Genomic DNA, 26,894 nt, shown 5'->3' with positions numbered 1-26,894 from the left:
ATCTGTGTTGGCTCAACCACTCCGGGCTGCGGGCCGGTCCGTCTGCGGTCATGTACCGGCGATCCCGGCAAACGGCGGAGCGGGCCCGCCCCTTCCGGGGACGGACCCGCTCCGATGGTGACGGCGCCGTTATGCGAGCAACGCGTCCACGAAGGCGTCGGGCTCGAACGGGGCCAGGTCGTCGGGCCCCTCGCCCAGGCCGATCAGCTTGACCGGCACCCCCAGGGCCCGCTGCACGGCCACCACGATGCCGCCCTTGGCCGTGCCGTCGAGCTTGGTCAGGACGATGCCGGTGACGTTGACCACCTCGCTGAAGACCTTGGCCTGCTGCATGCCGTTCTGGCCGGTGGTGGCGTCGAGCACCAGCAGGATCTCGTCCACCGGGCCGTGCTTCTCCACGACCCGCTTGACCTTGCCCAACTCGTCCATCAGGCCGACCTTGTTCTGCAGGCGGCCCGCGGTGTCGATGAGCACGACGTCGGCCTCGGACTCGATACCGGCCTTGACCGCGTCGAAGGCCACCGAGGCCGGGTCGGCGCCGTCCCGGTCGCTGCGGATCGTCGGCACGCCGACCCGGTCGCCCCAGGTGGCCAGCTGGTCGGCGGCCGCGGCACGGAAGGTGTCGGCCGCGCCGAGCACCACGTCCTTGTCGTCGGCCACGAGCACCCGGGCCAGCTTGCCGACCGTGGTGGTCTTACCGGTGCCGTTGACACCGACGACCATGACGACGGCCGGACGGCCGGGTGCGTGATCGATCGCGAGCGAGCGGTCCAGCCCCTCGCCCGGGTCGACGAGTGCCTTCAGTTCCTCACGCAGCAGCTCACGCACGTGCTCGGTGTCACGCACACCGAGCACGGTGACACGCTCGCGCAGCCGGTCGATCAGCTCGGTCGTCGGGTCGACACCGAGGTCGGCCAGGAGCAGCGTCTCCTCGATCTCGTCCCAGGTGTCGGCGTCGAGCTTGTCGCGGCTGAGCAGTTCGAGCAGGCCCCGGCCGAGAGCATTGTTCGAGCGGGCGAGACGGGCACGCAGCCGCGTCAGGCGGCCCCGCGAGGCATCCGGCCGCTCGACCTCGGGGGCCTCGGGCTCGAGCAGTTCGGGTTCGGCGGTCGCTCCGGGCGTCCCGGTCGGGGAATCGAGGACGTCGACGTCACCGGAGCGGTCACCGTCCCCTTCCTCCGGTGCGGGACGTTCCAGAGTCGTGGTGCCCCCACCGCCCGGCGGCAGCGGGGGCTGCCGGCGCCCACGACCCGCGACAAGCCCGATCGTGCCGCCGAGTCCGGCGAGCGCAACGATCGCGACGAGAATGATCCACTGGACGGTGTCCACTCCGGACGAGCCTCCTCAGGCACAGGACGGCGCCGGATCCCCGGCGCCGATGACGTTTCGGCCGTACCCGAGCATGCCAGCCCGTCCGCCCTCCCGCCCGTGCCGGGTGTCCCCCACCCCGGCGAGTCCCCCGGCACCACGGGCGGGACAGCCCGGCGTTCCCTGCGTGATCATGCGAAGTGTCCCCAGACCTACCATTCGGCCTGAGGACACTTCACCTGATCACGAATAATTTTTGGGGACGACGTACACCGGCCTACCGGCCGTTGACCACGGCCTCAGCGGCCGTGACGAACCTTGCCCCCACCCCGCGCCTTCTTGCCCCGCGAGCGGTTGCTGTTGCGCGCGTTGCCGGTGCTCTGCGGCCCGGTCATCGCCGCGTCGATCGGGTCCATCACCGCGGTCTCGTCGGCCGCGGCCTCGCCATCCCCACGGACCGGTTCCATCACCGCAGTCTGCTGCTCGGCGACGGGCGTCTCCCCGGCCTGACCAGCCGCGGCAACGGGCCGCACGACCTCAGTGGCGTCAGCCGCGGCCACCTCCCGGACCGGACTCATGACCTCGGTCCCGGCGGCCACCGGCTTCTCGGGAGCCGGGCGCACGACCTCAGCCCCCGCCGCCACCGGCTTCTCGCGAACCGGACGCATGACCTCAGTTGCTGCCGCGGGCGCCTTGCCGACCGGCTTCATCACCTCGGTCTCCGCCGCCGAAGGAGCCGGCTGAGCGGGCGCCCTCTTCCCGGCCATCGGCTTGGAGGATGCTTGTCCCCGGCCGGCCTGGTTCCCGGGCGCCCGATTCGGGGACGACGCGTTCCTCGACTGCTGGTTCCTCGGGTCACCGGCCGCCTTGTTCCCGGCGGCGCCACTCGCGGAAGACGGCACCGCGCCGATCACCGCGGTCTGGTCAGCTGCCGCAGCCTCGGCCGAGGACTTGCCCGCCGGGGCGGCCGGAGCCTTGGCCGGTGCCGCCGACTTCTCATCGGCCCGCAGAACCGGCTCACGCACCGGGGCGAAGACAGCGGTCTCGTCGGCGCCGGCCGTCGCCGCGACCCGGGCGGCCGCCGCCTTGCCGGCGACCTTCTGCGCGGACGTCTCCTGCTCGGCGGTCGGGGACGGCGCGTCCTCGATGGGCGCCATCACCGCAGTCTTGTCGGACGGCACGGGCTCCGCTGACGCAGTCGCCTCCGGGCGGGCAGCCTTCGTGACCGACACCGACGCAGCTTTCTCCGCCGGAACACGCTTGTCGGACGGAGCGGCCTGGCCGGCCGGAACCAGCTTGTCGGACAGATCAGCCTTGCCAGCCGGAACCAGCTTGTCGGACAGATCAGCCTTGCCAGCCGGAACCAGCTTGTCGGACAGATCAGCCTTGCCAGCCGGAACCAGCTTGTCGGCCGGAGCAGGCTTCTGAGCCGACGCCGCCGTCTCAACCGGGACAGCCTTGTCAGCCGGCACGTCCTTACTGACCGGAGCGACCTTCGTAGGCTCGACCGGCGCAGCCTTCGTAGGCTCGACCGGCGCAGCCTTGGCCGGGGCCTTCGTCGCGGGCGAGGCGGACGTTGTGGCCGCCGAACCGGCCGGTACGGCTTCGGGCACCTCTGCCTTGGCCGGAGCGACCTTCCCGGCTGCGGGAGTGGACGCCTTGACCGGTGAGGACAGGGGCGCCCCAGCCACCTCGTCCTTGATCGGCGCCATCATGACGGTCTCGTCGGACAGCACCGGGACCTCGTCCGTCGCCTGGGCTACCGGCGTGGCCGACCCGGCCACCTCGTCCTTGATCGGCACCATCATGACCGTCTCGTCGGACAGCACCGGCGCCTCGACGGCCCGCTTCGGCTCGGCCTGGCTCGGCTCGGCCTGGCTCGGCTCGGCCTTCAGGCCCTCAGCCTTCTGCGGCTCGGCCTTCTGGGACTTGGACTTCTGGGACTGGGACTTCTCGGGCTGGGACTTCTCGGGCTGGGATTTGGCGACGGGTTCGCGGACCGGCTGAATCATCACCGTCTCATCGGACGGGTCTACCGGCTCGGCGGTCCTGGCCCCAGCACCGGCGGGCTTGACCTCGGGCACCCTGGCCTCAGCCTTGGGCATGGCCTTGACCTCGGCCGTCGCCGCGACCTTCTTCTGCGGCACCCGGGCCTTCACCGGCTCGATCATCACCGTCTCGTCGGACGGGTCGACCGCCGCCACGGCCGGCTCCTTCTTCGCCTTGCCACGACCCCGGCTACCGACGATCGCCGCCACGTCGAACCGGTCCCGCCGGGGGCCCTTGGGCTTGGCCGCGGGCCGGGCCGGGGCGCTCGCGTGCCGCACACCGGACTCCGCCGGGTCGGCACCGCTCTCGGCCGCATCGCCCTGACCAGCATCGTTGCCACCAGCCGAGCCACTGCGGGCGACCGGCTGCGGCTCGGGCCGACGGGCGCTCTTCGTGCCCTGCTTCACCGAGGCCGGGGTGAGGGGACTTCGAGCAGCACCCTCCGCGGGGACCGGAGCCAGGGGCATGGTCATCTCGGCGTCGGCCGGCGGACGGTCACCGTCGTCGAGCATCGCGGGGTCGTGGGGCACCGCGATGTCGCGCACCGGGATCTCCCCGGTCCTGCCGAGCCAGGCCGGCGCGGAGTGGCCGCTGTCGCCGGCAGAACGCGCGTGCCCCCGGGGCTGCTTGTGACCCAGCGCGGACGTCAGGTTGGCCGCACCGACGGTGGGCTGTCCATTACCCCCGGTCGACTCCTGGCGATCTTCCAGCCGGTCGAACCCCGCGTGCATCGCCTCGCTCAGCGGATGCCAGATGCGCTGGAACCAGTGGGCTGTCGCGATCGATGCACGCCACGAAGCGATGGCGCCGCGGGCGGTCCCGCGCCCCGCCGCAGTGGGGGCAGCCGCGGCCGCACTCACGGCCCGTTGACCCTCAGGTGTGAGAATCCTTGAACCGGAGCGCAATTGAGGTGCGGCGATCAGGTAGAGAAATCCGATCGCAATGGTCAGGATGAGCAAGAGTCCCACGATTGCGGCAAGCACATGCCTACGTTACGAGGTATTTCGCTTCGACCCAATGGGAACGGGCATGCCAATTGTTGCGATCGCGTCACTCTTACCCTTCCACCCTGGACACCTGGGTGAATTCATGCCCATTCCCGCACCTTGGAAGCCACTGCCCGACAGTAGCTTTCAGAAGACCACCCAGGTCAGGCGACTGCGCCCCCGGAGGGCGGCCGAAGATCCCCCGACCGGAGCAGTCACAGGAACGACACCGGTGATTACCGGAAAAGTCCCAGCCGATAAGGGGAACTGTCACCGCCGGACGCACGTTGTGACCATCCCGCGAAACCTGGCTGTCCGCCGGGGCAATCGAGGCAGAATCGAAAAGGCCCCCGAGGCGCACCCGAAGGCCTTCGCGATGCCCTCCCACCTCAGCGGGAGGTGATCGTCACCTCAACCCGCCGAATCCGTCGCTGTCGCACCAGCTGACCCCGTCGGCCCAGCCGGATCGGCCGACTCGGCGGCCGCGGCCGCATCCAGATCGATCACCCTGTCCGCCGGAACCGGAACCGAAGGCGACGTTTCCTCCGGACGCTTCGCCTCGTCCTCAATCCCGTCCGGCCCAGACGCAACGGAAGCCTTCGCCCGCCGACGCGAACCCGAGTCCGGCTCGTCGTCCGAGAGCCGCTGGCTGATCACCGTCGTCACCCCGTCGCCCCGCATGGTCACGCCGTAGAGCGCGTCCGCGACCTCCATGGTGCGCTTCTGGTGCGTGATCACGATGAGCTGAGACGACTCCCGCAGCTCGGAGAAGATGCCGATCAGCCGGCCCAGGTTGGTGTCGTCCAGCGCCGCCTCGACCTCGTCCATGACGTAGAACGGGCTGGGCCGGGCCTTGAAGATCGACACCAGCAGGGCCACGGCGGTGAGGGAGCGCTCGCCACCGGACAGCAGCGACAGCCGCTTGACCTTCTTGCCCGGCGGCCTCGCCTCCACGTCCAGGCCCGTGGTCAGCATGTTCGAGGGGTCGGTGAGGATCAGCCGACCCTCACCCCCGGGGAAGAGCCGCTGGAAGACGCCGACGAACTCGCGCGCGGTGTCGTTGAAGGCCTGGGTGAAGACCTCCTCCACCCGCTTGTCCACGTCCTCGATGATCTGCAGCAGGTCGCGGCGCGAGACCTTGAGGTCGTCGAGCTGCTTGTTGAGGAACGTGTGCCGCTCCTCCAGCGCCGCGAACTCCTCCAGGGCCAGCGGGTTGACCGTGCCCAGCAGGTTCAGGCCGCGCTCGGCCTTACGCAGGCGTTTCTCCTGGGTCGCCCGGTCGAACGGCACGGGTTCCGGCGGCTTGACCGGCTCCGGGTCTCCCGGGGCCGGCGGGCTCGGCGGCACCAGCTGGTGCGGGCCGTACTCGTCGATCAGCACGTCCGGGTCCATGCCCAGCTCGTCGACGCTGCGCTGGCGGAACGCGTCGATCCGCAGCCGTTGCTCGGTGCGCACCACCTCGTCGCGGTGGGCCGAGTCGATCAGTCTGGCCTGCTCGGACGCCAGTCGCTGCTCGTTCTCGCGGACCTGCTGCAACTCGGTGTTGCGGGCGTCCCGCTCGGCCTCCAGGCGCGTCCGCTCCTGGTCGGCCGTGGCCAGCGACTGCTCCAGCAGCACCAGCATGTACTCGCCACCGGCCAGCACGGCCCGGGCGATCTGGATCTGCCGCTGCCGGCGTTCCTCCCGGGCCACCGCGCGGGCCCGGGCGGCGCGTTCCTCGGCGGCCCGGCGCATCAGCTGCTCGGACCGGCCGGCCACGGCGCGGGCCCGCTCCTCGGCCGTGCGCAGGGCCAGGCGGGTGTCGGTCTCCTCCGCGCGCAGCCGCGCGGCGGTCTCGGTCAGCCGGTCCCGCTCGGAGGTGTCGGGCTCGTCGTCGTCCGAGACCTCGGCGGCCTCCTGCGCCGCCTCGAGCTGGGCCTCCAGCTCGAAGAGGGCCTCACGGGCGTTCTCCTGCGCCTGCCGGGCCCGGTCGTGCTGCTGGCGCAGGCGTTCCACCTCGGCCTCGGCGGCCCGGGCGGTACCGGCCAGCTGCCCTCGCTGCTGGGCGAGTTTCGCGGCCGCGGCCGCGCGCCGCCCGTCCAGCTCGGAGATCCGGTTCTCCACCCGGCGCAGGTCGGCCTGGGTCTGCTTGATCGTGCCCTGCAGGTCACGCACCTGCTGCTGCCCGGCCTGCTGCCGGTCGCGGCCCTCGGTCAGCGCCGCGCCCGCGGTCTCGGCCTTCTCCGCGGCCGCGGCGACCCGCTCGGTGGCCTGCTCGACGGCGGCCTGAGTCTCGATCACCGAGGGCGCCGAGGCCGAGCCACCCCGCACCAGAGCGGCCGACACCAGCTCGCCGGAGGTGGTGACCGCGGCGACGTCGGGCCACAGGCGCACCAGGTCGGACGCGGAGGAAAGATCGGGGACGACGGCCACCTTGTACAGCAGCCGGTCGATGGTGGACGTCAGGGAAGAGGGCTCCCGCACGAGTGCGCGCACCCAGCGCCCACCGGCGCTCAGCGCGGGCCAGCCGGCCGGGTCGGCGTCCGGAACCGCGGCGACGGCCGCCGGCACCAGCACCGCCTGACCCCCGTCCTGCTCGGCCAGGAAGGACAGAGCCGCCAGCGCGCCGGAGAGATCCCCGACGGCCACGGCCTCGGCCGCCGGGCCCAGTGCCGCGGCGACCGCCGTCTCGAAACCGGGCTCCACCGCGAGCACCGCGGCGAGCGACCCGATCAGCCCGGGCACCCGGTCCCCGGCGGCGAGCACCGCGCCGGCACCGTCCTTACGCCGCAGGCCCAGGGCCAGGGTGTCGCGCCGGGCCGCCCATTCCTTGCGCTCACCGTGCGCCTCGCGCTCGGTGTGCCGCAGCGCCTCCAGCTCCCGGTTCAGCGCCGTGAGCTGGGCCTGCGCGTCGTCCAGGGTGGCCTCGTCCGCGGCGATCCGCCCGGAGACCTGCTCGGCCTCGACCTGCAGCGCCTCCGTCTGCTCGGCGACCTCGGTGGAGTCTTGTGAGGTCTCCGCCGCCCCGTCCAGCTCCGCGACCGCCGCGGCCGCCTCGAGAACCCGCTGTTCCGCGTCCGCAATCGTTCCCGCGAGCCGCTCGACCGCGCCCGCCGACGCGTCCACCGTGCTGCGCTGGGCCCCGACCTTGCCCGCCAGCCGGGCCAGCTGCTCGCGCCGGTCGGCCGCGCGCCGGGCCAGCTCGACGAGCCGCTGCTCCTCGGCCCGGGCGGCCTGCTCGGCCTCGCGGCGCCGGTCTTCCGCCATCAGCATCAGCTCGCTGGCGCCCTCGACCTCGGCCTGGAGCTGCTCCTCCTGCTCGCGCACCAGCGCGGCCTGGGCCTCCAGGTCGTCGGGGTCGCGGCCGGTCTGCCGGTCGTCCGGCTCGGACTCCGACAGCAGCCGCACCCGGTCGGCGGCCAGGCTGTTCGTGCCCCGCGTGCGCTCGCGCAGCGAGGAGAGCTGGTACCAGGTGTTCTGCGCGTGCGTGAGCTGCGGGGAGGCGGCACTGGCGGCCAGTTCCAGCGACGACAGGCGGGCCCGGGCCGCGACCAGCTCCCCCTCCACGGCCGCGCGCCGTTCCTGCACCGCGGCCTCGTCGGCCATCTCCGCCGCGATTGTCCCGGTCAGCGTGACCAGGTCGTCGGCGAGCAGCCGGGCGCGGGCGTCGCGCAGGTCGGCCTGCACCACCTGGGCCTTGCGGGCCACCTCCGCCTGCCGGCCCAGAGGCTTGAGCTGGCGCCGGATCTCGGTGGTGAGGTCGGCCAGGCGCTGCAGGTTGCCCTGCATCGCGTCCAGCTTGCGGATCGCCTTCTCCTTGCGGCGGCGGTGCTTGAGCACACCGGCCGCCTCCTCGATGAAGGCGCGGCGTTCCTCGGGGGTGGCGTGCAGCACCTGGTCGAGCTGGCCCTGGCCGACGATGACGTGCATCTCGCGGCCGATGCCGGAGTCGGAGAGCAGTTCCTGGATGTCGAGGAGCCGGCACGGGGAGCCGTTGATCGCGTACTCGCTGCCGCCGGAGCGGAACATGGTGCGCGAGATCGTCACCTCGGTGTAGTCGATCGGCAGCGCACCGTCGGTGTTGTCGATCGTCAGCGCGACCTCGGCCCGGCCCAGCGGGGGGCGGCCGGAGGTGCCCGCGAAGATGACGTCTTCCATCTTGCCGCCGCGCAGGCTCTTGGCGCCCTGCTCACCCATCACCCAGCTGAGCGCGTCCACGACGTTCGACTTGCCCGAGCCGTTGGGCCCGACCACGCAGGTGATGCCCGGCTCCAGGCGTAGCGTGGTGGCGGAGGCGAACGACTTGAACCCGCGCAGGGTGAGTGTCTTCAGGTGCACGGGCGTCTGGCTCCTTGAGCTGATGCGGACAGGCCCAGGGTATAGGCGTTCAGCACCCGGACCCGTCCCGCGGGTCGTCGGGTCCTCCCCCGGAGTGCTGGCACACTTGGCCCCCACTGGAAGGCCGGCCCCCACGATCAGGGCGAACCGCCTGGAGGAAGAGCCCCACATGACGATGGCCCCCACATCCGAGGCACTGTCCGGCATCACGGTCCCGGACCACTCCGCGTCGCAGGTCTGCGTCGACGCACCGGGTTCCGGCCCGGGTTTCTGGACGGGTGCCCCCAGCGTCTGTTTCCAGGACGGTGTGTTCTGGCTGGCCTACCGGGTCCGCCGGCCGCTGGACGCCGGTCGCGGGGTGGCGGTCACGCTCGCCCGCAGCGACGACGGCGTGCACTTCGAGACCGTGGCCTCCGTGGGCCGGGACATCTTCGGGGCGGCCTCGCTGGAGCGACCCGCCCTGCTGCCCACCGGTGAGGGCGGCTGGCGGCTCTACCTGAGCTGCTCCACGCCGAACTCCAAGCACTGGTGGATCGAGGCGCTGGACGCGCAGGACGTGGTCGACCTGCCCACCGGCAAGCGCACGGTCGTGCTCCCGGGTGACGAATCATGGGGTGTCAAGGACCCGGTCGTGCACCGCGACGCGAACGGCTGGCGGATGTGGGTGTGCTGCCACCCGCTGGACGACCCGGACGCCACCGACCGGATGAACTCCCGCCTGGCCACCAGCGACGACGGCCTGGTCTGGGACCTCGGGCCGGTGGCGGTCGAAGGACGCGCGGGGCAGTGGGACGCCCGCGGCGCGCGGGTCACGGCGGTGGTCCCGAAGGGTGAGGGTCTCGTCGCCTACTACGACGGGCGCGCGACCTCCGCGGAGAACTGGTTCGAACGCACCGGGGTGGCCGAGGGGCCGGCCTCGGGAGCGTCGTTCACCGCCGTCGGGGAGCAGCCGATCGCCCGTTCCCCGCACGGCGACCACGCCCTGCGCTACCTCGATGTGGTCGACCTGCCCGACGGCACGCGGCGGCTGTACTACGAGGCGGCCCTGCCCGACGGCTCGCACGATCTGCGCACTCAGCTCACCTGATCCCTTTTGTCACCCCGTGCCGAATTGGCGGTGCGGGGAGACAATGAACAGGTGCCGACCGAGCTCTCCACCCCGCGCGCCCTGGTCCGTAGCTGGGGACTGACCGAGCTCCGGCCCCATGAGCACGCCCACTGGGCCGCGCTGCGCGCCGTGCTCTCGGTCGGGGCGCCGATCGCCGTGGTCCTGGCCCTGGGCCGTTCCGATCTCACCCTGTTCGCCAGCTTCGGCGCCTTCAACAGCCTGTACGGCCGGCACTCGAGGTACTCCTCGCGCCTGCGCATGCAGACCGAGACCGGTGCCTTCATGGTCGGCGTGGTCACGCTCGGCGTGGTGATCGCGGCGATTGGCGGCACCTGGCTGGCGATCACCGCCACGGCCGCGGTCAGTGTCACCACCTACCTGGTCTCCCGCTGGGCGCAGTGGACCCCGCCCGGGGCGCTGTTCGCGGTCTTCGCCGTCGGCGCCTGTTCGTCCCGTCCCCAGGAGTGGGGAACGGTGCCGATCGCCCTGGCCGTGAGCGCCGGCGCTGCGCTCTGGTCGGTGCTCGTGGGTCAGTCCGGGTGGCTGTTCCCGGCGGGCCGTAACCGCGAGAAGCGGCCGGGCAAGGTGCGTCTCACCCGGGCGCAGCTGTTCGGCGCGCAGGGCGTGCGCGGCGACCTGCTGGCCTACGCGGCCGGTCCGGTGATTGCGGGCACCGTCGCGGCGGCGGCCGGTGGCGCCCATCCGTACTGGGCCATGGTGTCGGCGGTCGCCCCGCTCACCGGCCCCAGCAGCACCCATCGCGTCGCCCGGGCCCTGCACCGCGTCTGGGGCACGGCCGCCGGTGTCCTGCTGAGCCTGGCGGTCCTCGCGTTCGACCCGAATGTCGTCACCACGCTCGTGATCGCCCTGCTCGCGCAGGCCTGGGCGGAGCTCTTCGTGATGCGCAACTACGGTCTGGCCGTCATCGGCATCACCCCGCTGGCCCTGCTCATGCAGCATCTGGCCGTGGAGAGCGACCCCCTGGTCACCGGCACCGACCGCCTGGTCGAGACCGCTCTGGGCGCGGCGATCGGCGTGGCCCTGATCGTGGCGACCAGCCGCCCAAGACTTCGTTCGTGATCATGGCTTGAGGACGCGGGTCACCACGGCTTGCGCCCGTGGTTCAGTTCTCCCCCGCCGTCGGCGCGAACTGACCGCGTGAGGTCGTGCCCATCCAGTCGCCGAACGACTGCCCGGCCAGCTCGTTGAGCAGCGCGTTGTCCTCGCGGTAGGCCTCGACCAGACGCATACGCACCTCCTGGTCGAGCACCGGGCGCCGGGCCCCACCCTGCTGGAGCAGGCGCAGCAACGGTTCGCTCGCCCGTCTCCAGATCTGCGGCGGCGCACAGGCACCCGCGGCCGCCCCGGCCCGCACCACCCGCGACAGCACCGCGCTGCGAGCGCCGGGCTCGACGTACGACCGGGAGTTCTCCCGGGCCGGCTGCTCCACCCGCCCGGGGTCCACCCCGAGAAAGGCGCAGACCTTGTCCAGCGCCAGGTCGGGAGTCTCGACCAGGTCGCGGTAGCGCAGCACGTGCACCTGCTCCCGGCCGAACAGATCGATCAGGTCACGCAGCTGCTCGCCGTAGAGCCCGAGCCGCCGGTAGTGCCAGAACGGGGCCCAGCCGGCCTCCACCCGGGCGTCCTCCGCGGCCCAGGCCTGCGCGAAATCACCGATCGGCTCCAGCCCGTCCGACCACAGGTGCATCCAGTTCGAGTACGCCCGGTCGATCGGGTCCCGCAGCACCACCAGCATTTTCGCGTGCGGGACATCGGCGTGGATGCGGCGCTGGGCAGTGCGGTCGTACAGGTAGAAGGGCGTGCTCTCGCCCTTGAGGGTGCCCGGCGGGGCGACGTCGAACAGCGCCTCGTACTCCCCGCGGCGCCACACCCACTCCTGCGCGCTGTGTGCGTCACCCGGCCCGCGCTGCCCCGACCGGGGCGGCGGCCGCCCGTCACACAGGTAGAACTTCGGCTCCTTCACCGCGGACAGGTACAGCTGCGGATGCTGGGCCAGCGCGGCGTGCAGAGCAGTGGTCCCCGCCTTCGGGGCACCGAGCAGGAAGAAGTCGGGCAGGGCCATCGATGCCTCCGGGATCAGTAAGGACAGAAATTCTAGACCAATCCGATAGAGTTACTTGTAGTGCGGCCGAACGAGTGCTTCACTCGATCTCATGGGTAGTTGTTTTTCGTAGCTGATCTGGGCATATGGCGCCCTGTCACGACGGCAGCCGTCGTGGCCCTCACGCAGTGGGCTGTTCTTGCTGATCTACGCGACCGGAGCTTTTCAATGTTGACCTCACCCGGACCAGATGCCAACCGAGGCGACCACGCGCAGGCCGGCCTGGTCGTACGCCTCAGCGTGCCCGGCGCGGCGGCCGAAGGTCGTCGCGGCGCGCGTGAGGTGGGCGCGGAGGATCAGAATCAGCGCTCGCAGCAGCGCACCGGACCCGATCTGCGCGGAATCGCCCGCGCCGTGGAAGACCTGGTGCACGCGGTCGCACCCGACGTGGTGACCAGCGTGGAGATCGAGCTGCGCGAGCCGGCCCGGACCGGCCGGGGCGCGTCCCCGTCCACGAACGGCACCGCGCTGAACGGCACCGCGCTGAACGGCACCCGCCGCTGGGCCGCCCCCGCGGCCGACGACACCGACGGGCTCTCGCCCGCCACCAACCGCACCCCCGCGCTGGCCCCGGTGCCGGCGAGCACCTCGTCCTCAAGCACCGAACCCCGCGAGCCCGGCGAGCCGTTCGACGTCGACACCACGCGCCGCACCCTTGAGCTCGACGGTTCGCCGGTCGAGCTGACCCGCCGCGAGTTCGACCTGCTGGCGTTCCTTGAACGCCACCGCGGTCAGGCCCTGGGTCGCGACGAGCTGATGCGCGCCGTCTGGCACACCGGTTACATCTCGGGCGACCGCACCATCGACGTGCACGTGCGCCGTCTGCGGGTGAAGCTGGGCCGTCACGCCGACCGCCTGGTGACACTGCGGGGCTACGGCTACCGGCTCGATTAGAGCTGGACTAGAAGCGGCCGCTACGGGGTTTCGGCTGGCACTTCGGGCAGAAGAACGACGACCGGTTCATGAAGGTCTCGCGCCGCATCTGGCTTCCGCAGCGGTGACAGGCCTCGCCCTCACGCCCGTACGCGTCCAGACCCCGCTCGAAATAACCGCTCTGACCGTTCACGTCGACGTAAAGACTGTCGAAGCTGGTACCACCCTGGGCCAGGGCCTCGCGCATCACGTCCTGCGCGGCGGCCAGAACCCGGTTCAGGGTGGGTCGGTTCAGCGTCTCGGTGGCCCGGGCGTAGTGCAGTTTCGCCCGCCACAGCGCCTCGTCGGCGTAGATGTTGCCGATGCCCGAGATCAGCGTCTGGTCGAGAAGGGCGCGTTTCAGGCCGGTCTCGCGACGGCGCAGCCGGGCGGCGAGCAGGTCGACATCGAGCAGCGGATCGAGCGCATCGCGGGCGATGTGCGCCACGGGCACGGGGATCAGGGCCTCGCCGGCCGTGTACTCGCCCTCCACCGGCCCGTCCCCCGCCGGTTCCCCGGGCAACCCGACCGGCACCGGCGCGTCTTCTGCCGGCACGCCACCCAGCCCACCGGGACCGCCGTCGGGAGTCTTCACCAGGTCGACCACGGCCAGGCCGCCGAACATGCGCTGGTCCACGAACCGCAGCTCACGCCCGGTTCCGCCGCGCAGCCCGAGCCGCACCCGCAGGTGTTTCTCGTCGGGGGCGTCGGGAGCTTCCAGCAGCAGCTGACCGCTCATGCCGAGATGCGCGAGCAGGGCCTCACCGGAGTCCAGGCTCAGCCAGAGAAACTTGCCCCGCCGCACCACGTCGAGCACGGTGGCGCCGTTCAGACGGGAGACGAAATCGTCGATCCCGGCCTCGTGACGACGCACCGGGCGCGGGTGCAGCACCTCGACCTCGTCGATCGTGGTGCCGATGACCCAGCGGGCCAGACCACGCCGCACCACCTCGACCTCGGGCAGCTCCGGCACGGTTCAGCCTCCGGTGGGCGGGTTCTCGGCCGTCTCTTCGGCAGCCTGGGCGGCGCGGTCGGCGGTGATCCGGCCGAACGCAGCCGCGGCGGCCTCCTGCTCGGCCTCTTTCTTGCTCCGGCCACTGCCTTCGCCCCGGGGTGTGTTCTGCACCAGGGCCGCGGCGTGGAAGAGCTTCGCGTGGTCGGGGCCTTCTTCGGTGACCGCGTACTCCGGCACCCCGAGTCCCTCCATCGCGGTGAGCTCCTGGAGGCTGGTCTTCCAGTCGAGACCGGCGCCGAGTTCCGCGCTCGTCTCGAGCAGCGGGTCGACCAGGCGGTGCACCAGCTCGGTGGCGATCTCCGTGCCGGACTCCAGGTAGACGGCGCCGATCAGCGCCTCGACCGTGTCGGCGAGGATCGACGACTTGTCGCGACCGCCACTGGCCTCTTCACCCCGGCCGAGCATCAGGTACTCGCCGAGACCGAGACGGCGGCCGACTCCGGCCAGCGCGCGCATGTTGACCACAGCGGCACGCAGCTTGGCCAGCTGACCCTCGGGCAGCGTGGGATGGCTGCGGTACAGCGCCGAGGTGACGACCAGACCCAGGACGGAATCGCCCAGGAACTCGAGCCGCTCGTTCGTCGGCAGGCCACCGTTCTCGTACGCGTACGAGCGATGGGTCAGCGCCTTGAAGAGCAGCCCGTGACTGACCTGGACACCGAGGACCTCGACAAGCTTGTCGTGCTTGGCGAGCGCCTCGGCATCCAGGACCGCGGGTGATGCGTCAGTCGGGTCAGTCACAGCTTCGGTTTCCTGACCCGAGAGGGAGACGGATCCCCCGTCCGACGCATGCCCGGCAGTCATGCTCAGACTCAGAGGTCCTTGACCTTGCGACCCTTGTACTCGAGGTACAGCGGGGTGCCGGCGGAGTCGGTGACGACCTGCGCCTGGTGCGGCCGGGAGTAGGTGGTGGTGCCACCCGACGTCGTGGCGGTGAGCGCCGTCGGCGTCGCCTTCCACTGCGCCCGGCGAGACCGCGTGTTGCTGCGGGACATCTTCCGCTTCGGAACGGCCACGCCTTCAGCTCTCCTTCGGTTCGTCCGTGTCGCCCACTGTGGGCGATCCGGAATCTTTCGATGACACCCCGTCGGTCAGGATGCCCTGAAGTGCCGCCCACCGGGGGTCGGCCACCTCGTGACTGTGGTCCGGGTCGTCTGCGAGCCGTACTCCGCATTCGGAGCACAGGCCCGGGCAGTCTTCCCGGCAGACCGGCTGGAACGGCAGTTCGGAAACCACCGCGTCGCGCAGGGCGGGCTCGAGGTTGATCATGTCTTCCTCGACTTCCTGCCGGTCGTCGTCCTGGTCTTCGGCGACCCGGTTCTCCGGGTAGCTGAACAGCTCGGCGATCTGAACGTTCAGACCCAGCCGGACCTCTTCCAGACAGCGGATGCACTCACCCACCGCCTCGGCCGAGACCGTGCCGCTGACCAGCACGCCCTCCATCACCGCTTCGAGCCGGAGATCCAGCTTGACGTCGGTGCCCTCGGGGATGCCGATCACCTCGGTGCCCAGCTCGGCCGGGGCCGGGACTGTTCGCTGCACCTTCCGCATGCTGCCCGGGCGCCGGCCGAGTTCCCGGGTGTCGAGAACGTAGGGCGATCGGGCGTTCAGACGAATGGTGTTCTCCCTACACGAAACAGTTCCGGTCCGGAGCGGGCTGGCCGCCACCAGGGGCGGGTCACACGCAGGGATCGGACTGACACACTAAGACCAGCTCGCAAGGTTACTTCAGGTCGCCCGGTCAACCAAACCGGAGCGATCTGCGGCTCGCTCGACAGCGGTCAGATCTATCACGCGTCTCTCCGGCCCCGCTCCCACCCCCACCGGGACGAGCTCGGGCTCCTCGGCCGGCGACGTCAGGTCGGCACCCGCCGTTTCCGGATCCGCCGGCATCGCGTCGAGCCCGTCATCGGGCCTGGGCGCGCCTTCCTGCTCCTGGTCGTAAGCGTCCTCGGTGTCGGCCTGGTGGTCGTAGGCCTGCGCCCGCGCCCGTGTCCGTTCCTCCTGGGCACCCTGCTCACGCCGGCGTTCCCCGGCCGCCTCGTGCTCGGCCTGCACGTCACGACCCTCGGGATCGGCGTCGTCCGCCAGCGGCTCGAGGTACTCCAGCTCACTGCGGTCACGCAGACGGTCACGACCGCGCCGCACCTGACCCATCGTGCGCTGCAGGTCGGCCTCCAGGGCCGCGAGCCGGTTGTCCGTGTACATGTCGCACTCACGCAGCAGCCGCGCCGCCTCGTCGCGAGCGGCGTCGAGAATTTGTTCCGAACGCGCGCGGGCGCTCGCGACCAGCGCACTCTCCATGATCATCCGCTCGGCGTCGGCCTGGGCCTGCGCCAGCAGTTCCTCGGCCTCGGTCTCGGCGCGCGAGATGACCTCCTGGTGCGCCACCAGCAGCTCGGCCGCCTGGTCCAGTTCGACCGGCAGCTCGGCCCGGGCGCGTTCCACCAGAGCCAGCATCTCTGCGCGGTTCACCATGCAGGACGCCGAGAGCGGTACCGACGACGCCCGCTCCACCATCGCGCCCATTGCATCCAAGGTTCGGCGAAGACTCACCGGGGACCTCCCTCCACGCTTCGGTCCGATGCGAGGGGAAGTGGAAAACAACCCAGAGTAACTAATACGTTACGGAGAGCTCTTAACCGGCCGCATCGGGCTGACCGTTTTCAGTCTGACCAACCCGCCCGACTCGTTCCAGGAGGCGCGCCAGGACATGGTCCGGGACAAGTCCGGACACGTCACCACCATGTGCCGCAACCTCTTTGATCAAACTACTCGAAACGTGCTCGAACCGTGGCTCTCCTGGCAAAAACACGGTTTCTACCCCGCTCAGATGGCGATTCATCAGGGCCATCGGCAGTTCGTAGGCAAAATCCGTTCCACCCCGCAGCCCCTTCACCACGGCCACGGCCCCCACCCGGCGGCAGAAATCGACGAGCAGCCCGCCCTCCACCGTCTCGACCGTCACACTCGGCACATCGGTGAGGCTCTGCTCGATCAGCTCCACCCGCTCGGCCAGCCGGAACATCGACTTCTTGGCCGGATTACCCGCCACCGCCACGACCACCTCGTCGAACAGCAGCGCCGCCCGCCGGATCACGTCGAGGTGACCGTTGGTCACCGGGTCGAAACTACCGGGGCACACGCAACGACGGATCACAGGGACGACGCTACCCGGGGGCGGCGCACCACGGGTGGGGCGTAGATCACTGATGGAGGACGTTGTTGTCACCCAGCGCTCGCGGTCTCGGGTAGCGGTCGGCAGCCAAAAACCACCAAGACCCTTTCCGTGATCATGCAAAACCTCCCCGGAGTTCTAGAACTGTGAGGGCGGGAGATCTAGAACGCTGGGGAGGTTTTGCATGATCACGAACAAAAGAAGGGTCGCCGGCTCCGGGGATCCGGCGTCAGACGGAAGCCCACCCAGGTGCGCGCAGCGAAGGCGCCCGGGAACAGGCCTCCCCCCGCGAAGGGCAGCACCTTCCCGTTCGTGATCATGCGAACCTTCCCCGGGGAAGGTTCGCATGATCACGAACGGAGGGGCGGGCCGGAGGACGTTCTTGGCTGCCCTGGCTAGGCGGAGGCGGCGGGGTCCGGGTCCCAGACCGCCTGCCACACCGAGGTGTCGCCGTAGCGGCGGTGGGCCTCGCGGTGCAGGCCGGTGGGCCAGCGGGGCTCGGGTGAGCGGCGGCTGCGCTCCACCACGACCGTGGCTTCCTCCGCCAGCCAGCCGTTCGTGGCCAGCGAGGCCAGGAGAGTCTCCAGCTCGTCTTCGGTCAGGGGGTAGGGCGGGTCGGCGAAGACCAGGCCGACGGGTGCGGAGGCCCGGCCGTCCAGGAACTTCTGGACCGGCGACATCACCACCGAGGCGCCGGGAAACTTCAGGGTGGACACGTTCTGCCGGGCGGCGTCGACCGCCGGGCGGCCGGAGTCGACCAGGATCACCTCGGTGGCGCCCCGGCTCATCGCCTCCAGCCCCAGGGCCCCGGAGCCGCAGAACAGGTCGAGCACCCGCAGGCCGTCGATCAGGCCCCGCGCGTCCAGCGACCCGAACAGCGCCTCCCGGGTGCGGTCGCTGGTGGGACGGGTGGCATCGCCCCTGGGCACCACGAGCGTACGGCCGCCTGCACTACCGGCGATGATGCGTGTCACGGAGTTCTCAACCTCTGTCCAGGAAGGCCGCGCGGTCGGAACCGACCCACGGACGCAACGCGTCGACCAGGTGCGGGTACGCGCGCAGCCGCACATCCTCGTCCAAAAGCTCGGTGGCCACCTCGCGCGCCTGCACGATCACCTTCTCGTCGCGCAGCACCCGCAACAGTTTCAGTGACGAGCTGAGGCCGGACTGCCGGGCCCCGAGGACGTCGCCCTCACGACGGGTCTCCAGGTCGACGCGGGCCAGCTCGAAGCCGTCGCGGGTGCTCTCCACCGCGCGCAACCGGTCGAGCGAGGGGCCCTGGCCGGCCTCGGTCAGCAGCAGGCAGATGCCCGCCGCCTGGCCCCGGCCCACACGCCCCCGCAGCTGGTGCAGCTGGGAGACGCCGAACCGGTCGGCGTCGGTGATCACCATCGCGGTGGCGTTCGGCACGTCCACGCCGACCTCGATCACCGTGGTGGCCACCAGCACGTGCACCTCGTTGGCGGCGAAGCGGCGCATCACCTCCTCCCGTTCGTCGGCGGGCATCCGGCCGTGCAGCAGCTCGATCACCAGGCCCTCCAGCTCGGGCTGCTCGCGCAGGGTGGCCAGCACGTCGATCGCGGCGGCGGCCGGGCGCTTGTCCTCGCTGAGCTTCTGGTCGAACTTCGCCGCCTCGGCGTCGGTGACCAGGTGCAGCTGGCCCTCGTCGATCAGGTCTTCCAGGTCGTGCAGGTCTTGCGTCGGCTCGTCGGAACCGATGCGCGCGCAGACCACGTAGGCCTGGTGCCCGGCCCGGCACTCCTCCGCCACCCGCTGCCAGGTGCGGCTCATCCAGCGCGGGTCGCGGGCCGGCACCACATGCGTGACGATCTCGCTGCGCCCGGCCGGGAGCTGGTCGAGCACCGAGGTCTCGAGGTCGCCGAACACCGTCATCGCGACCGTGCGCGGGATCGGCGTGGCGGTCATGACCAGCAGGTGGGGCGTGTTCTCGCCCTTCTGCCGGAGCGCGTCGCGCTGCTCCACCCCGAACCGGTGCTGCTCGTCCACCACCACCAGGCCGAGGTCGGCGAACTGGACCGTGTCCTGGATCAGGGCGTGCGTACCGATCACGATGCCCGCGTCGCCCGAGGCCGCCTCCAGCAGCGCCTTGCGCCGGGTGGCGGTGTTCATCGAACCGGTCAGCAGCGCGACCTTCGTGCCCCGTTCGTCGCCGCCGAGCATGCCGCCCGCGGCCAGGTCGCCGAGCATCGCCGAGATCGAGCGGTGGTGCTGCGTGGCCAGGACCTCGGTGGGGGCCAGCAGTGCGGCCTGCCCGCCGGAGTCGACGACCCGGGCCATCGCCCGCAGCGCCACCAGGGTCTTGCCCGAGCCCACCTCCCCCTGGAGCAGCCGGTGCATCGGGTGTTCCTGGGCCAGGTCGGCCGCGATCTCCTCGCCGACCTGGGTCTGGCCCTCGGTGAGCCGGAACGGGAGCCGCTCGTCGAGGGCATCGAGAAAACCACCGGGGACATACGGACGCGGGGTGGCCTGCTGCTGCCGGTCGGTCGCCTTCCGCCAGACCAGCAGCGTCTGCAGGATGAAGGCCTCCTCGAACTTCAGCCGCCGCTGCGCCGCCGCCAGCTGGGCGCGGTCGCCGGGCCGGTGGATCTGCCGCAGCGCCGAGCTCAGGTCGATCAGGCCGAGCTTGATCCGGATCTTCGCCGGCACCGCGTCGGGCAGGTCGGGCGGCAGGGTGTCGAGCACCGGGCGGATCGAGTTCCGGATCAGGTTGGAACCGGCCTTGCCGGTGGCCGGGTAGATCGGCAGCGGCATGTTCAGCCGCTCCTGGAGCTTCTCCTCGCTCGCGCCGTCCTCGTCGTCGTCGAGCAGCTCGTACATCGGCTGGGCCAGCTGCTTGCGGTTGTTGTAGCGCGAGACCTTGCCGCTGAACAGCGCCCGCCGCCCGACGGTCAGCTCTTTCTGCGGCTTGTGCACGTTGTTGAAGAACGTCAGGTCGAGCGAGGCGTGGCCGTCGGTGACCTCGACGTTCATGATCCGGCTGCGGCGGGTCTTCATCTCCCGCACGCTGACCTTGCGCACCTCGGCGACCAGGCTGATCGGCTCGTCCTCGGGCAGCGAGTCCATCGGGGTGAGCTCGCCCAGCTCCATGTAGCGGCGCGGGTAGTGCCGCAGCAGGTCGCCCACCGTGTCCAGGCCCAGCTCACGCTTCAGCATGTTCGCCGTGCGGCTGCCGAGGACCTTGGTCAGGGGTTCCCGGAGACGTTCCGGCATCGATTCCGTCGGCCCCGCTGTCGCCACCGAGCGCTCACCCCTGTCCGAAGCTGTGTCTACTCCACCCCGATCAGGAGCGGGTACCTGGGCTGACCGCCGTTGACGACGTTCACCTCCAGGCCCCGGCCGAGACCGCGGGCGTGCGCCGCCACCGAGCGGGCAAGGGCATCATGCCCTCCGGCACCGACAACGATGGTGACCAGTTCCCCGCCGGAGGCCAGCAGCCGGTCCAGGACCTCGGTCGCGACCGTGGGAAGGTCCGCGCCGACCACCGAGAAGTCCCCGTCGACCACCCCGAGCGCGTCCCCGATCCTGCACTCCCCCGCGCTGGTGAGTCCATTCCGCACGGCCACGGTCACCGCACCGTCGCGGGCCCCGCCGGCCGACGCGGACATCGCCACCACGTCGTCGTCGAACCGCCGGTGCCCGTCGTGCACGGCGGCCGCGGCCAGCCCCTGCACCTGGGCCCGGGTCGGCACGACCGTCACCCGCACGCCCTCGGCCCGGGCCGAGGCCGCGGCGATGCGGGCGACGCTGAGGGTGTCCGCGTCGTTGGGCAGCACGGCCACCTCGGTGCTGTGCGTGCGGTGAATGGCGGCCAGGATCGCGGCCGTCGACGGACGCCGCCCCGGCCCGCCCGCCACCACGACCGCCCCGGTGCTCGCGAAGAGCTCGGCCAGGCCCGGACCGGCGGCGCAGGCGACCAGGCCGGTGGTGCGGGAACGCCGTTCCGGACCAGGTGGGGCAGGCTGTTCCGCCCGCCCCGGCGCCCCGAGATGACTGATCCGGATCTGGTGCGGGTGCCCGGCGACGATCGCGCGTTCCACCGCCGCGCCCGCGTCCGCTGTGTGCACGTGCACCTGCCAGAGGTCCGGGCCTCCCACGATCACCAGGGAGTCACCGAGCCGGCCCAGGTCGCCGCGCAGGTCGTCCACCCGCTCGTCACCGTGCTCGGGATCGGTGTCGAGCAGGAACATCACCTCGTACAGCTCACCGCCCGCCCTACGGCCCGGCCCCGGGACGTCGGTGCCCCACTCGCTCGCGGCGTCCGGAACCGTCGCGCACCGGACCGTCCCCCGCGGGCCGATCCCCTGCCGGACCACCTCGTGCAGCTCGTGCAGTTCGGCCCCGTCACCCCACTCGGGCTCGTGGTCGTGCACGTTCCGGATGTCGACCAGCCGCCGGGTGCCGTCGCCGGAGGGACCGTGACCCCGGGCGCGGCCGTGCTCGTGGGCGACCGCCCCGGGGCCGACCCGGGCCGGGATTCCGATCGCCGGGGTCGCCGGGGCGACCGGCGTCCGCCCGTGACAGGTGCTGAAGTCGAGAGCGGGCAGGTTGGCCGGACGACGCCGGCGGCGGTACTGACGGTGCTTCTGACGGTGGGTGTGGTCGGCCATCACGACTTCGGCCAGGGCGTCGAGCAGGACGACCAGGCCGCGGCCCCCGGCGTCGACCACCCCGGCGGCAGCCAGTGCGGGCAGCTGCCCGGGGGTGCGGGCCAGGGCCAGCTGGGCGGCCTCGGCGGCGGCACTCACCACGGTCTCCAGGTCGGCACCGAGGTCGGACCCGGCCGCGATGCGCGCGGCCTCGGCGGCGGCCCGGCTGACCGAGAGGATCGTGCCCTCGAGCGGATGGTGCACGGCCTTCCAGGCCTGCTCGTCGGCCCGGCGGAAGCACTCGACGGCGGTCTGCGCGGTGAGCTCGCTGTGCTCGGCCAGGACCTGGGCCCAGCCCCGCAGCAGCTGCGCACCGATCACGCCGGAGTTGCCCCGGGCCCCCAGCAGCGCGCCGCGGGCGAAGGCGTCGGCCACGGTGGCGACCGAGGCGTGCGGCGGCAGCGCCTGCACGGCGGCGACGGCGGCCTCGAGGGTCAGGTACATGTTGGTGCCGGTGTCGCCGTCCGGCACCGGGAAGACGTTGAGGGCGTCGATCTCCTCACGCGCGTCGGCGAGCGCACCCAGCGCAGTGAGCGCCCAGCGGCGCGCGGCCGGAGGGTCGAGAACGTCCAGCACCCGCACTCCTCCCACTGGTCGGCACCGATCGAGATTCCGCTTCAGCCGGAATGTATCCGCCCGCCGGGCTCACCTGCCATTCATGCACCGTTCATCGGAATTGGACACCGATTGCCCGGACCTGTCACCTGGAGGCCGATCTCGGCCCCGGTGCCGTCGCTGACGCCGGTTTGGGCCCGGGCCTGCGCTTCGGCTACTCTGCTCGGGAGCGTGGTAGGTCTGCCCTGCCCGCGGCGGCCCAAGTGCCGCCGGGCAATAGCGACATGACCGCCCGCACCAAGCATCAGTTCGATACCTCAGGAGATGAACGTGGCCGCCAACTGCGACGTTTGCAAGAAGGGGCCGGGCTTCGGCTTCAGCGTCTCTCACTCGCACCGCCGGACGAAGCGTCGCTGGAACCCGAACATCCAGCGCGTCCGCACCACCATCGGTGGCACGCCGCAGCGCGTCAACGTCTGCACCTCCTGCCTGAAGGCCGGCAAGGTCAGCCGCTGATACCCAGCTCCAGGAACCGCCGGGCACCCTCTGGGGAGCCCGGCGGTTCTCGTTTGTGCCCCCACCATTCCCCGTGATCATGCAAAACCTCCCCGGACTTCTAGAACTCTTGCCGTGTGAGTTCTAGAACGCCGGGGAGGTTTTGCATGATCACGGAAGGTTGGGGGTTGCTGGCGGGCCGGCGGGGGCGTAGAGCTGCCGGGCCCGGTCCAGGTCCACCCCGGTGGCCGAGTCCAGGGGCAGGAAGAACTCCCGCTGCCAGCTGCGGGTGCGGGCGGCCTGCGCATTGTGCGGCGCCGACCACGGCGGATAGACCCGGAACGCCCGCTTCCCCTCCGCCTCCGGGGAAGAGAGGATCCGCTGGCGGGCCAGGGTCTGCGCCGGGAAGACGAAGTGCCCGAAGTGATCGTCCTCGCGGGCGGTGACGACGAAGAGGCGCACCTTGTCCCCGACCGCGAACGGCCGGATCGTCCCGGTCGGACGGCGCAGCCAGAGGGTGACGAACAGGCCGTTCTTCTCCGGGGTCTTACGGGCCGACCGCAGTCGCACCGGGGCCCCGTCGAGGCGGACCTTGTGCGCGGCGTACTCAGCGCTCTCGGCGGCAGCCTCGGGTGTGAGGCCGGTGCAGACGATGCCCAGCGGGTCGAAGACCTGCTCCTTCAGCGCTATCAGATCCGGCGGCGTCGGCGCGGACCACTCCGCGGATACGGCGCCCGGCCTGACGGCCTGCGCCGGTTCGGTGTCGTGCTCGGTCTGATCCTGCGCGCTCATGGCTGGGGTTCCGTCCTCGAAGATCTGAAATTCCCGGCCCGACCGCGACCGGGCCGGAGCACGGGAGCGCTCGGAACCTGTACGCCTGGTACCAGGTGTGCCATGTGTACACATCGCACGAGGGGCGGGACCGGGATCCGGTCCGGCCACCGTCGTCGGAGAAGAACTCAGCTCCAGTGCCGCCAGCCGCCCTCGCCACTGAAGGGCCTGCCGTCCACCCACACACCCGGCTCGCCGTCACGCACCACACCGATGGCCCGGAAGGAGGGCGGCACCGGGGCCGAGGGCGGGAAGCAGGCCAGCAGGGCGTGATCCTCACCGCCGGTGAGCACCCAGTCCTGTGCCTCCTGCGCGGAAATCCCCAGCGCCGACGCGGCGCTCAGCAGATCGGGGGTGGGCGCCAGGGCGGTGGGGTCGAGATCGAGCACGACACCGGACGCGTGGGCGATCCGGGCCGCGTCGCGCACCAGCCCGTCGCTGGTGTCGATCATCGCGTTCGCCCCGGCCAGCGCAGCCTCCACACCGGCCTCGTAGGGCGGCACCGGGGCGCGATGCTCACGCACCAGGGCCGACAGCGCCGGCTCCAGGTCGCCGACCGCGACACCACCGAAGGCCCGCAACAGGGCCCAGCCCGCCGCCGAACGCCCACTACCCTCGGTGACGGCCACCACGTCGCCGGCCCGGGCCTGTGACCGCAGCACCGCCCGCGGACCCGCCAGAGTGCCGAGTGCGGTACCGGTCACCACGATCTCGGACCCGGCCGAGACATCTCCCCCGGCCACCACCGCACCGGCGCGGGCGCACTCGGCGACCAGACCGTCCGCCATCTCGTTGGCCCACGACGCCGGGACATCTGCGGGAGTGGTCAGACTCACGAGAAGTGTGTGAGGCCTGCCACCCATCGCGGCGACGTCGGCGAAATTCTGTGCCGCGACCTTGATCCCGATGTCACGGGCTGTCGACCAGTCGCGGCGGAAGTCCTGGCCCTCGACCAGGGTGTCGGTGCACGCCACGACCGGCCCGGCGAGCGGACCGGTCAGGTCGAGAACTGCTGCGTCGTCCCCCGGGCCCACGGTCAGCCAGGGCGCTGAGGGATAACGATCGAGTACACCGGCAACCAGGGAATCCTCACCCAGAGTACCGATGGAAGGGTCGTTCCGGTCTGGTTCGTCCCGGGCCGTACCCAAACTGATCCCCAACCTTCGGCCTCGATGTGGTCAACCCTCTGCTGCGGCTGCGGATCGACACGGTAGCGTGACCGCCCAATGTCTGAGACCGGCCCGCACCGTGGAGCCTCTGCAGACCCTCAGGCAGTTCGGACAGGAGAAACACGTGGTGGTGCAGGCTTACATCTTGATCCAGACCGAGGTCGGGCGCTCGACGTCGATCGTCACCGAGATCGCTCAGATCCCGGGCGTGACCTTGGCCGAGGACGTCACGGGCCCCTATGACGTGATCGCCCGGATCGAGGCCCCCTCCGTCGACGAGCTCGGCTCCGGCGTGATCGCGAAGATTCAGGACGTGAAGGGAATCACCCGCACGCTCACCTGCACTGTTGTGAAGATGTGAGCTGATGCGCCAGGTCCTGCGTGACATCGGCCAGAACAGGGTCCGGCCTCGGCGCCGGGCCCTGATCGCTGTTCCGGTGGCTCTCGGGGCGACCGCGACACTGATGGCAATGACTGCCTGTGGTTCCGGGTCGTCATCGGGGAACGCCGACGTTCCCGCGCTGACACCGGGTCCGGACGCCGCCGTCGCGGCCTGCACCGAACTGATGGACCGCCTGCCGGGGACAGTGCTCTCCCTGGCCCGTAACTCTGCCCAGGAGCCCACCGGCATCGCCACCTGGGGCAATCCCGCGATCTCGCTGACCTGCGGGGCCACACCGACCGGCCCCTCCACCGACGAATGCATCGACATCAACGATGTGAACTGGGTGTTCAGCGAGAGTTCCGCCGGCTACACGTTCCTCACCTACGGCCGCGATCCGGCCGTGCAGGTGTGGGTCCCGGCCTCCGTAGAACGCAGCTCGGCCACCAGCGCCCTCGTGGATCTCGAGAAGGCCGTGAAGCCGCTGAGGACGACCGAGCGCCAGTGTTCCGACCTGGCGGACTCAGCCCCGAGCACCAGCCCGGGCTGAGCAGAACACAGATGCCGGGCCCCTCGTGGAGGGACCCGGCATCGAGCGTTTCAGCGCAGGCCGGTCGGGCGGGCCAGGGCCGTGCGGATCAGCCGGTCGATCAGCTCCGGGTACTCCAGGCCGGTCGCCGCCCACATCCGCGGGTACATCGACGAGCTGGTGAAGCCGGGCATCGTGTTGATCTCGTTGACCACCACGCTGCCGTCGGCCTGCACGAAGAAGTCGACCCGGGCCAGGCCCTCGCAGTTCATCGCCTCGAACGTGCGCACCGACAGGTCACGCACCCGGGCGAGCACGTCCTGCGGGAGGTCGGCCGGGCAGCTCAGCTTCGTGGCGTTGTCGAGGTACTTGGCCTCGAAGTCGTAGAAGGTGTGCTCGCCGACGAACTCGATCTCTCCGGGCAGGCTGGTCGCGACGCTGCCGTCGGCCGCCTGGAGCACCGCGCACTCGATCTCGCGCCCGACCACGGCCGCCTCGATCACCAGCTTGCGGTCGTGCTTCAGCGCCTCGACGATCGCGGCGTCGAGCCCTTCGGGACCGTCCACCTTGCTGATGCCGACGCTGGAACCGGCCCGGGCCGGCTTCACGAACACCGGCCAGCCGAGCTCCTCGACGTCGTCGCGCACGGCGTCCGGGTCGCGATCCCAGGCGCCCGGCCGCACCACGACGTACTCGCCGATCGGCAGGCCCGCGCCCTTCAGCATGACCTTCATCACGGCCTTGTCCATGCTGGCCGCGGAGGCCAGCACCCCGGCCCCGACGTAGCGGATGTCGGTCAGCTCGAGCAGGCCCTGCAACGTGCCGTCCTCACCGAACGGACCGTGCAGCAGCGGAAACACGACATCGACCTGGCCGAGCTCGCGGGGCACCTGGCCGGGCTCGAGCACCTGGAGGTTGCTGTCGGTGGTCTGCAGCGGGGCGATGACGCCCGGGCCGTCGCCGTCCTTCACCTGGGGCAGCACCCCGGCCGAGATCGCCCAGCGGTCGGGGTCGTCGGCCGCGAGCACCCAGCGGCCGGTGCTGGTCACACCGATCGGGATCACGTCGTACGCGTCGTGATCGATCGCGCGCAGCACCGACGAGGCGGTGGCACAACTGACCGCGTGCTCGCTCGAGCGCCCGCCGAAGAGCACGGCCACCCGGGGCTTGCGGGGGGCCGTGGTTCCCGGATCCGTGGAACTCACGGGCTGGATAGCGTCCATGACCGGGGAGAGTACCGGGGATTGGCGGTGCGTATCCCGGGCGCACCC

Annotated in this window: 22 protein-coding genes; 6 read left to right on the top strand and 16 right to left on the bottom strand. The window is 71.2% G+C overall.

Features of this window, described 5'->3' with window-relative positions; all coding sequences use genetic code 11:
* Window positions 1-129 precede the first annotated feature (129 nt).
* The 3 genes from ftsY to smc form a co-directional block, all read right to left on the bottom strand.
* On the bottom strand, window positions 130-1,329 hold the full coding sequence (gene ftsY, locus LR393_RS26395; protein ID WP_231487415.1) for a signal recognition particle-docking protein FtsY: 1,200 nt from the start codon (window positions 1,327-1,329) through the stop codon (window positions 130-132).
* A 278-nt stretch (window positions 1,330-1,607) separates the two neighbouring features.
* A complete protein-coding gene (locus tag LR393_RS26390; RefSeq protein WP_231487414.1) occupies window positions 1,608-4,340 on the bottom strand; it encodes a hypothetical protein in 2,733 nt (910 codons plus the stop codon).
* Between the two features lie 414 nt (window positions 4,341-4,754).
* Complete coding sequence (gene smc, locus LR393_RS26385) at window positions 4,755-8,660, bottom strand: chromosome segregation protein SMC (RefSeq protein WP_231487413.1); 3,906 nt, start codon at window positions 8,658-8,660, stop codon at window positions 4,755-4,757.
* A gap of 169 nt (window positions 8,661-8,829) precedes the next feature.
* Between smc and LR393_RS26380 the strand changes: the two genes are divergently transcribed.
* Together LR393_RS26380 and LR393_RS26375 are read left to right on the top strand one after the other, a co-directional pair.
* Entirely contained in the window at window positions 8,830-9,747 is a 918-nt protein-coding gene (locus tag LR393_RS26380) for a hypothetical protein (RefSeq protein ID WP_231487412.1), read from the top strand.
* Window positions 9,748-9,798: 51 nt separating this feature from the next.
* A complete protein-coding gene (locus LR393_RS26375) occupies window positions 9,799-10,848 on the top strand; it encodes an FUSC family protein (protein ID WP_231487411.1) in 1,050 nt (349 codons plus the stop codon).
* A gap of 43 nt (window positions 10,849-10,891) precedes the next feature.
* Here the strand turns inward: LR393_RS26375 and LR393_RS26370 are convergent, their stop codons facing one another.
* Window positions 10,892-11,851, bottom strand: a complete 960-nt coding sequence (locus tag LR393_RS26370) for a sulfotransferase family protein (RefSeq protein WP_231487410.1) — start codon at window positions 11,849-11,851, stop codon at window positions 10,892-10,894.
* Between the two features lie 207 nt (window positions 11,852-12,058).
* Between LR393_RS26370 and LR393_RS26365 the strand changes: the two genes are divergently transcribed.
* The gene (locus tag LR393_RS26365) at window positions 12,059-12,784 is read left to right on the top strand and encodes a winged helix-turn-helix domain-containing protein (RefSeq protein ID WP_231487409.1); all 726 of its coding nucleotides are present in this window, start codon (window positions 12,059-12,061) and stop codon (window positions 12,782-12,784) included.
* 7 nt (window positions 12,785-12,791) lie between these two features.
* On the opposite strand, the gene LR393_RS26360 is transcribed toward LR393_RS26365, so the two are convergent.
* The 9 genes from LR393_RS26360 to LR393_RS26320 all read right to left on the bottom strand — a co-directional run bounded on the left by LR393_RS26360 (window position 12,792) and on the right by LR393_RS26320 (window position 22,238).
* Window positions 12,792-13,775: an Fpg/Nei family DNA glycosylase gene (locus tag LR393_RS26360; protein ID WP_231487408.1), complete on the bottom strand. Its 984-nt coding sequence runs from the start codon at window positions 13,773-13,775 to the stop codon at window positions 12,792-12,794.
* Window positions 13,776-13,778: 3 nt separating this feature from the next.
* A complete protein-coding gene (gene rnc / locus LR393_RS26355; RefSeq protein ID WP_407937356.1) occupies window positions 13,779-14,621 on the bottom strand; it encodes a ribonuclease III in 843 nt (280 codons plus the stop codon).
* Between the two features lie 8 nt (window positions 14,622-14,629).
* A complete protein-coding gene (rpmF, locus tag LR393_RS26350; protein ID WP_231445300.1) occupies window positions 14,630-14,833 on the bottom strand; it encodes a 50S ribosomal protein L32 in 204 nt (67 codons plus the stop codon).
* Between the two features lie 4 nt (window positions 14,834-14,837).
* On the bottom strand, window positions 14,838-15,368 hold the full coding sequence (locus LR393_RS26345) for a YceD family protein (RefSeq protein WP_345718560.1): 531 nt from the start codon (window positions 15,366-15,368) through the stop codon (window positions 14,838-14,840).
* Between the two features lie 177 nt (window positions 15,369-15,545).
* A complete protein-coding gene (locus tag LR393_RS26340) occupies window positions 15,546-16,346 on the bottom strand; it encodes a hypothetical protein (RefSeq protein WP_231487405.1) in 801 nt (266 codons plus the stop codon).
* Window positions 16,347-16,455: 109 nt separating this feature from the next.
* Complete coding sequence (coaD, locus tag LR393_RS26335; protein WP_345718587.1) at window positions 16,456-16,974, bottom strand: pantetheine-phosphate adenylyltransferase; 519 nt, start codon at window positions 16,972-16,974, stop codon at window positions 16,456-16,458.
* Window positions 16,975-17,390: 416 nt separating this feature from the next.
* Complete coding sequence (gene rsmD / locus LR393_RS26330; protein ID WP_231487403.1) at window positions 17,391-17,969, bottom strand: 16S rRNA (guanine(966)-N(2))-methyltransferase RsmD; 579 nt, start codon at window positions 17,967-17,969, stop codon at window positions 17,391-17,393.
* 7 nt (window positions 17,970-17,976) lie between these two features.
* A complete protein-coding gene (recG, locus tag LR393_RS26325; RefSeq protein WP_231487402.1) occupies window positions 17,977-20,226 on the bottom strand; it encodes an ATP-dependent DNA helicase RecG in 2,250 nt (749 codons plus the stop codon).
* 56 nt (window positions 20,227-20,282) lie between these two features.
* Window positions 20,283-22,238 carry a DAK2 domain-containing protein gene (locus LR393_RS26320; RefSeq protein ID WP_231487401.1) on the bottom strand — a complete coding sequence of 652 codons (1,956 nt, stop codon included), beginning with the start codon at window positions 22,236-22,238 and terminating at the stop codon, window positions 20,283-20,285.
* A 309-nt stretch (window positions 22,239-22,547) separates the two neighbouring features.
* Here LR393_RS26320 and rpmB point away from each other — a divergent pair, with 309 nt between their 5' ends.
* The gene (rpmB, locus tag LR393_RS26315) at window positions 22,548-22,733 is read left to right on the top strand and encodes a 50S ribosomal protein L28 (protein ID WP_231487458.1); all 186 of its coding nucleotides are present in this window, start codon (window positions 22,548-22,550) and stop codon (window positions 22,731-22,733) included.
* Window positions 22,734-22,883: 150 nt separating this feature from the next.
* On the opposite strand, the gene LR393_RS26310 is transcribed toward rpmB, so the two are convergent.
* Entirely contained in the window at window positions 22,884-23,504 is a 621-nt protein-coding gene (locus LR393_RS26310) for a MepB family protein (protein WP_231487400.1), read from the bottom strand.
* A 167-nt stretch (window positions 23,505-23,671) separates the two neighbouring features.
* The gene (locus LR393_RS26305) at window positions 23,672-24,691 is read right to left on the bottom strand and encodes a thiamine-phosphate kinase (RefSeq protein ID WP_231487399.1); all 1,020 of its coding nucleotides are present in this window, start codon (window positions 24,689-24,691) and stop codon (window positions 23,672-23,674) included.
* A 148-nt stretch (window positions 24,692-24,839) separates the two neighbouring features.
* On the opposite strand from LR393_RS26305, the gene LR393_RS26300 reads away from it, so the two are divergent.
* Both LR393_RS26300 and LR393_RS26295 read left to right on the top strand, forming a co-directional pair.
* Window positions 24,840-25,073: an Lrp/AsnC family transcriptional regulator gene (locus tag LR393_RS26300; RefSeq protein WP_231487456.1), complete on the top strand. Its 234-nt coding sequence runs from the start codon at window positions 24,840-24,842 to the stop codon at window positions 25,071-25,073.
* Between the two features lie 4 nt (window positions 25,074-25,077).
* Complete coding sequence (locus tag LR393_RS26295; protein ID WP_231487398.1) at window positions 25,078-25,644, top strand: DUF3515 family protein; 567 nt, start codon at window positions 25,078-25,080, stop codon at window positions 25,642-25,644.
* Window positions 25,645-25,694: 50 nt separating this feature from the next.
* Here the strand turns inward: LR393_RS26295 and LR393_RS26290 are convergent, their stop codons facing one another.
* Complete coding sequence (locus LR393_RS26290) at window positions 25,695-26,846, bottom strand: D-alanine--D-alanine ligase family protein (protein ID WP_231487397.1); 1,152 nt, start codon at window positions 26,844-26,846, stop codon at window positions 25,695-25,697.
* Between the last annotated feature and the right edge of the window lie 48 nt (window positions 26,847-26,894).

Source organism: Kineosporia mesophila (genome assembly GCF_021129235.1).
GTDB lineage: Bacteria > Actinomycetota > Actinomycetes > Actinomycetales > Kineosporiaceae > Kineosporia > Kineosporia mesophila.
This window is presented reverse-complemented; position numbering and strand designations above follow the sequence as displayed.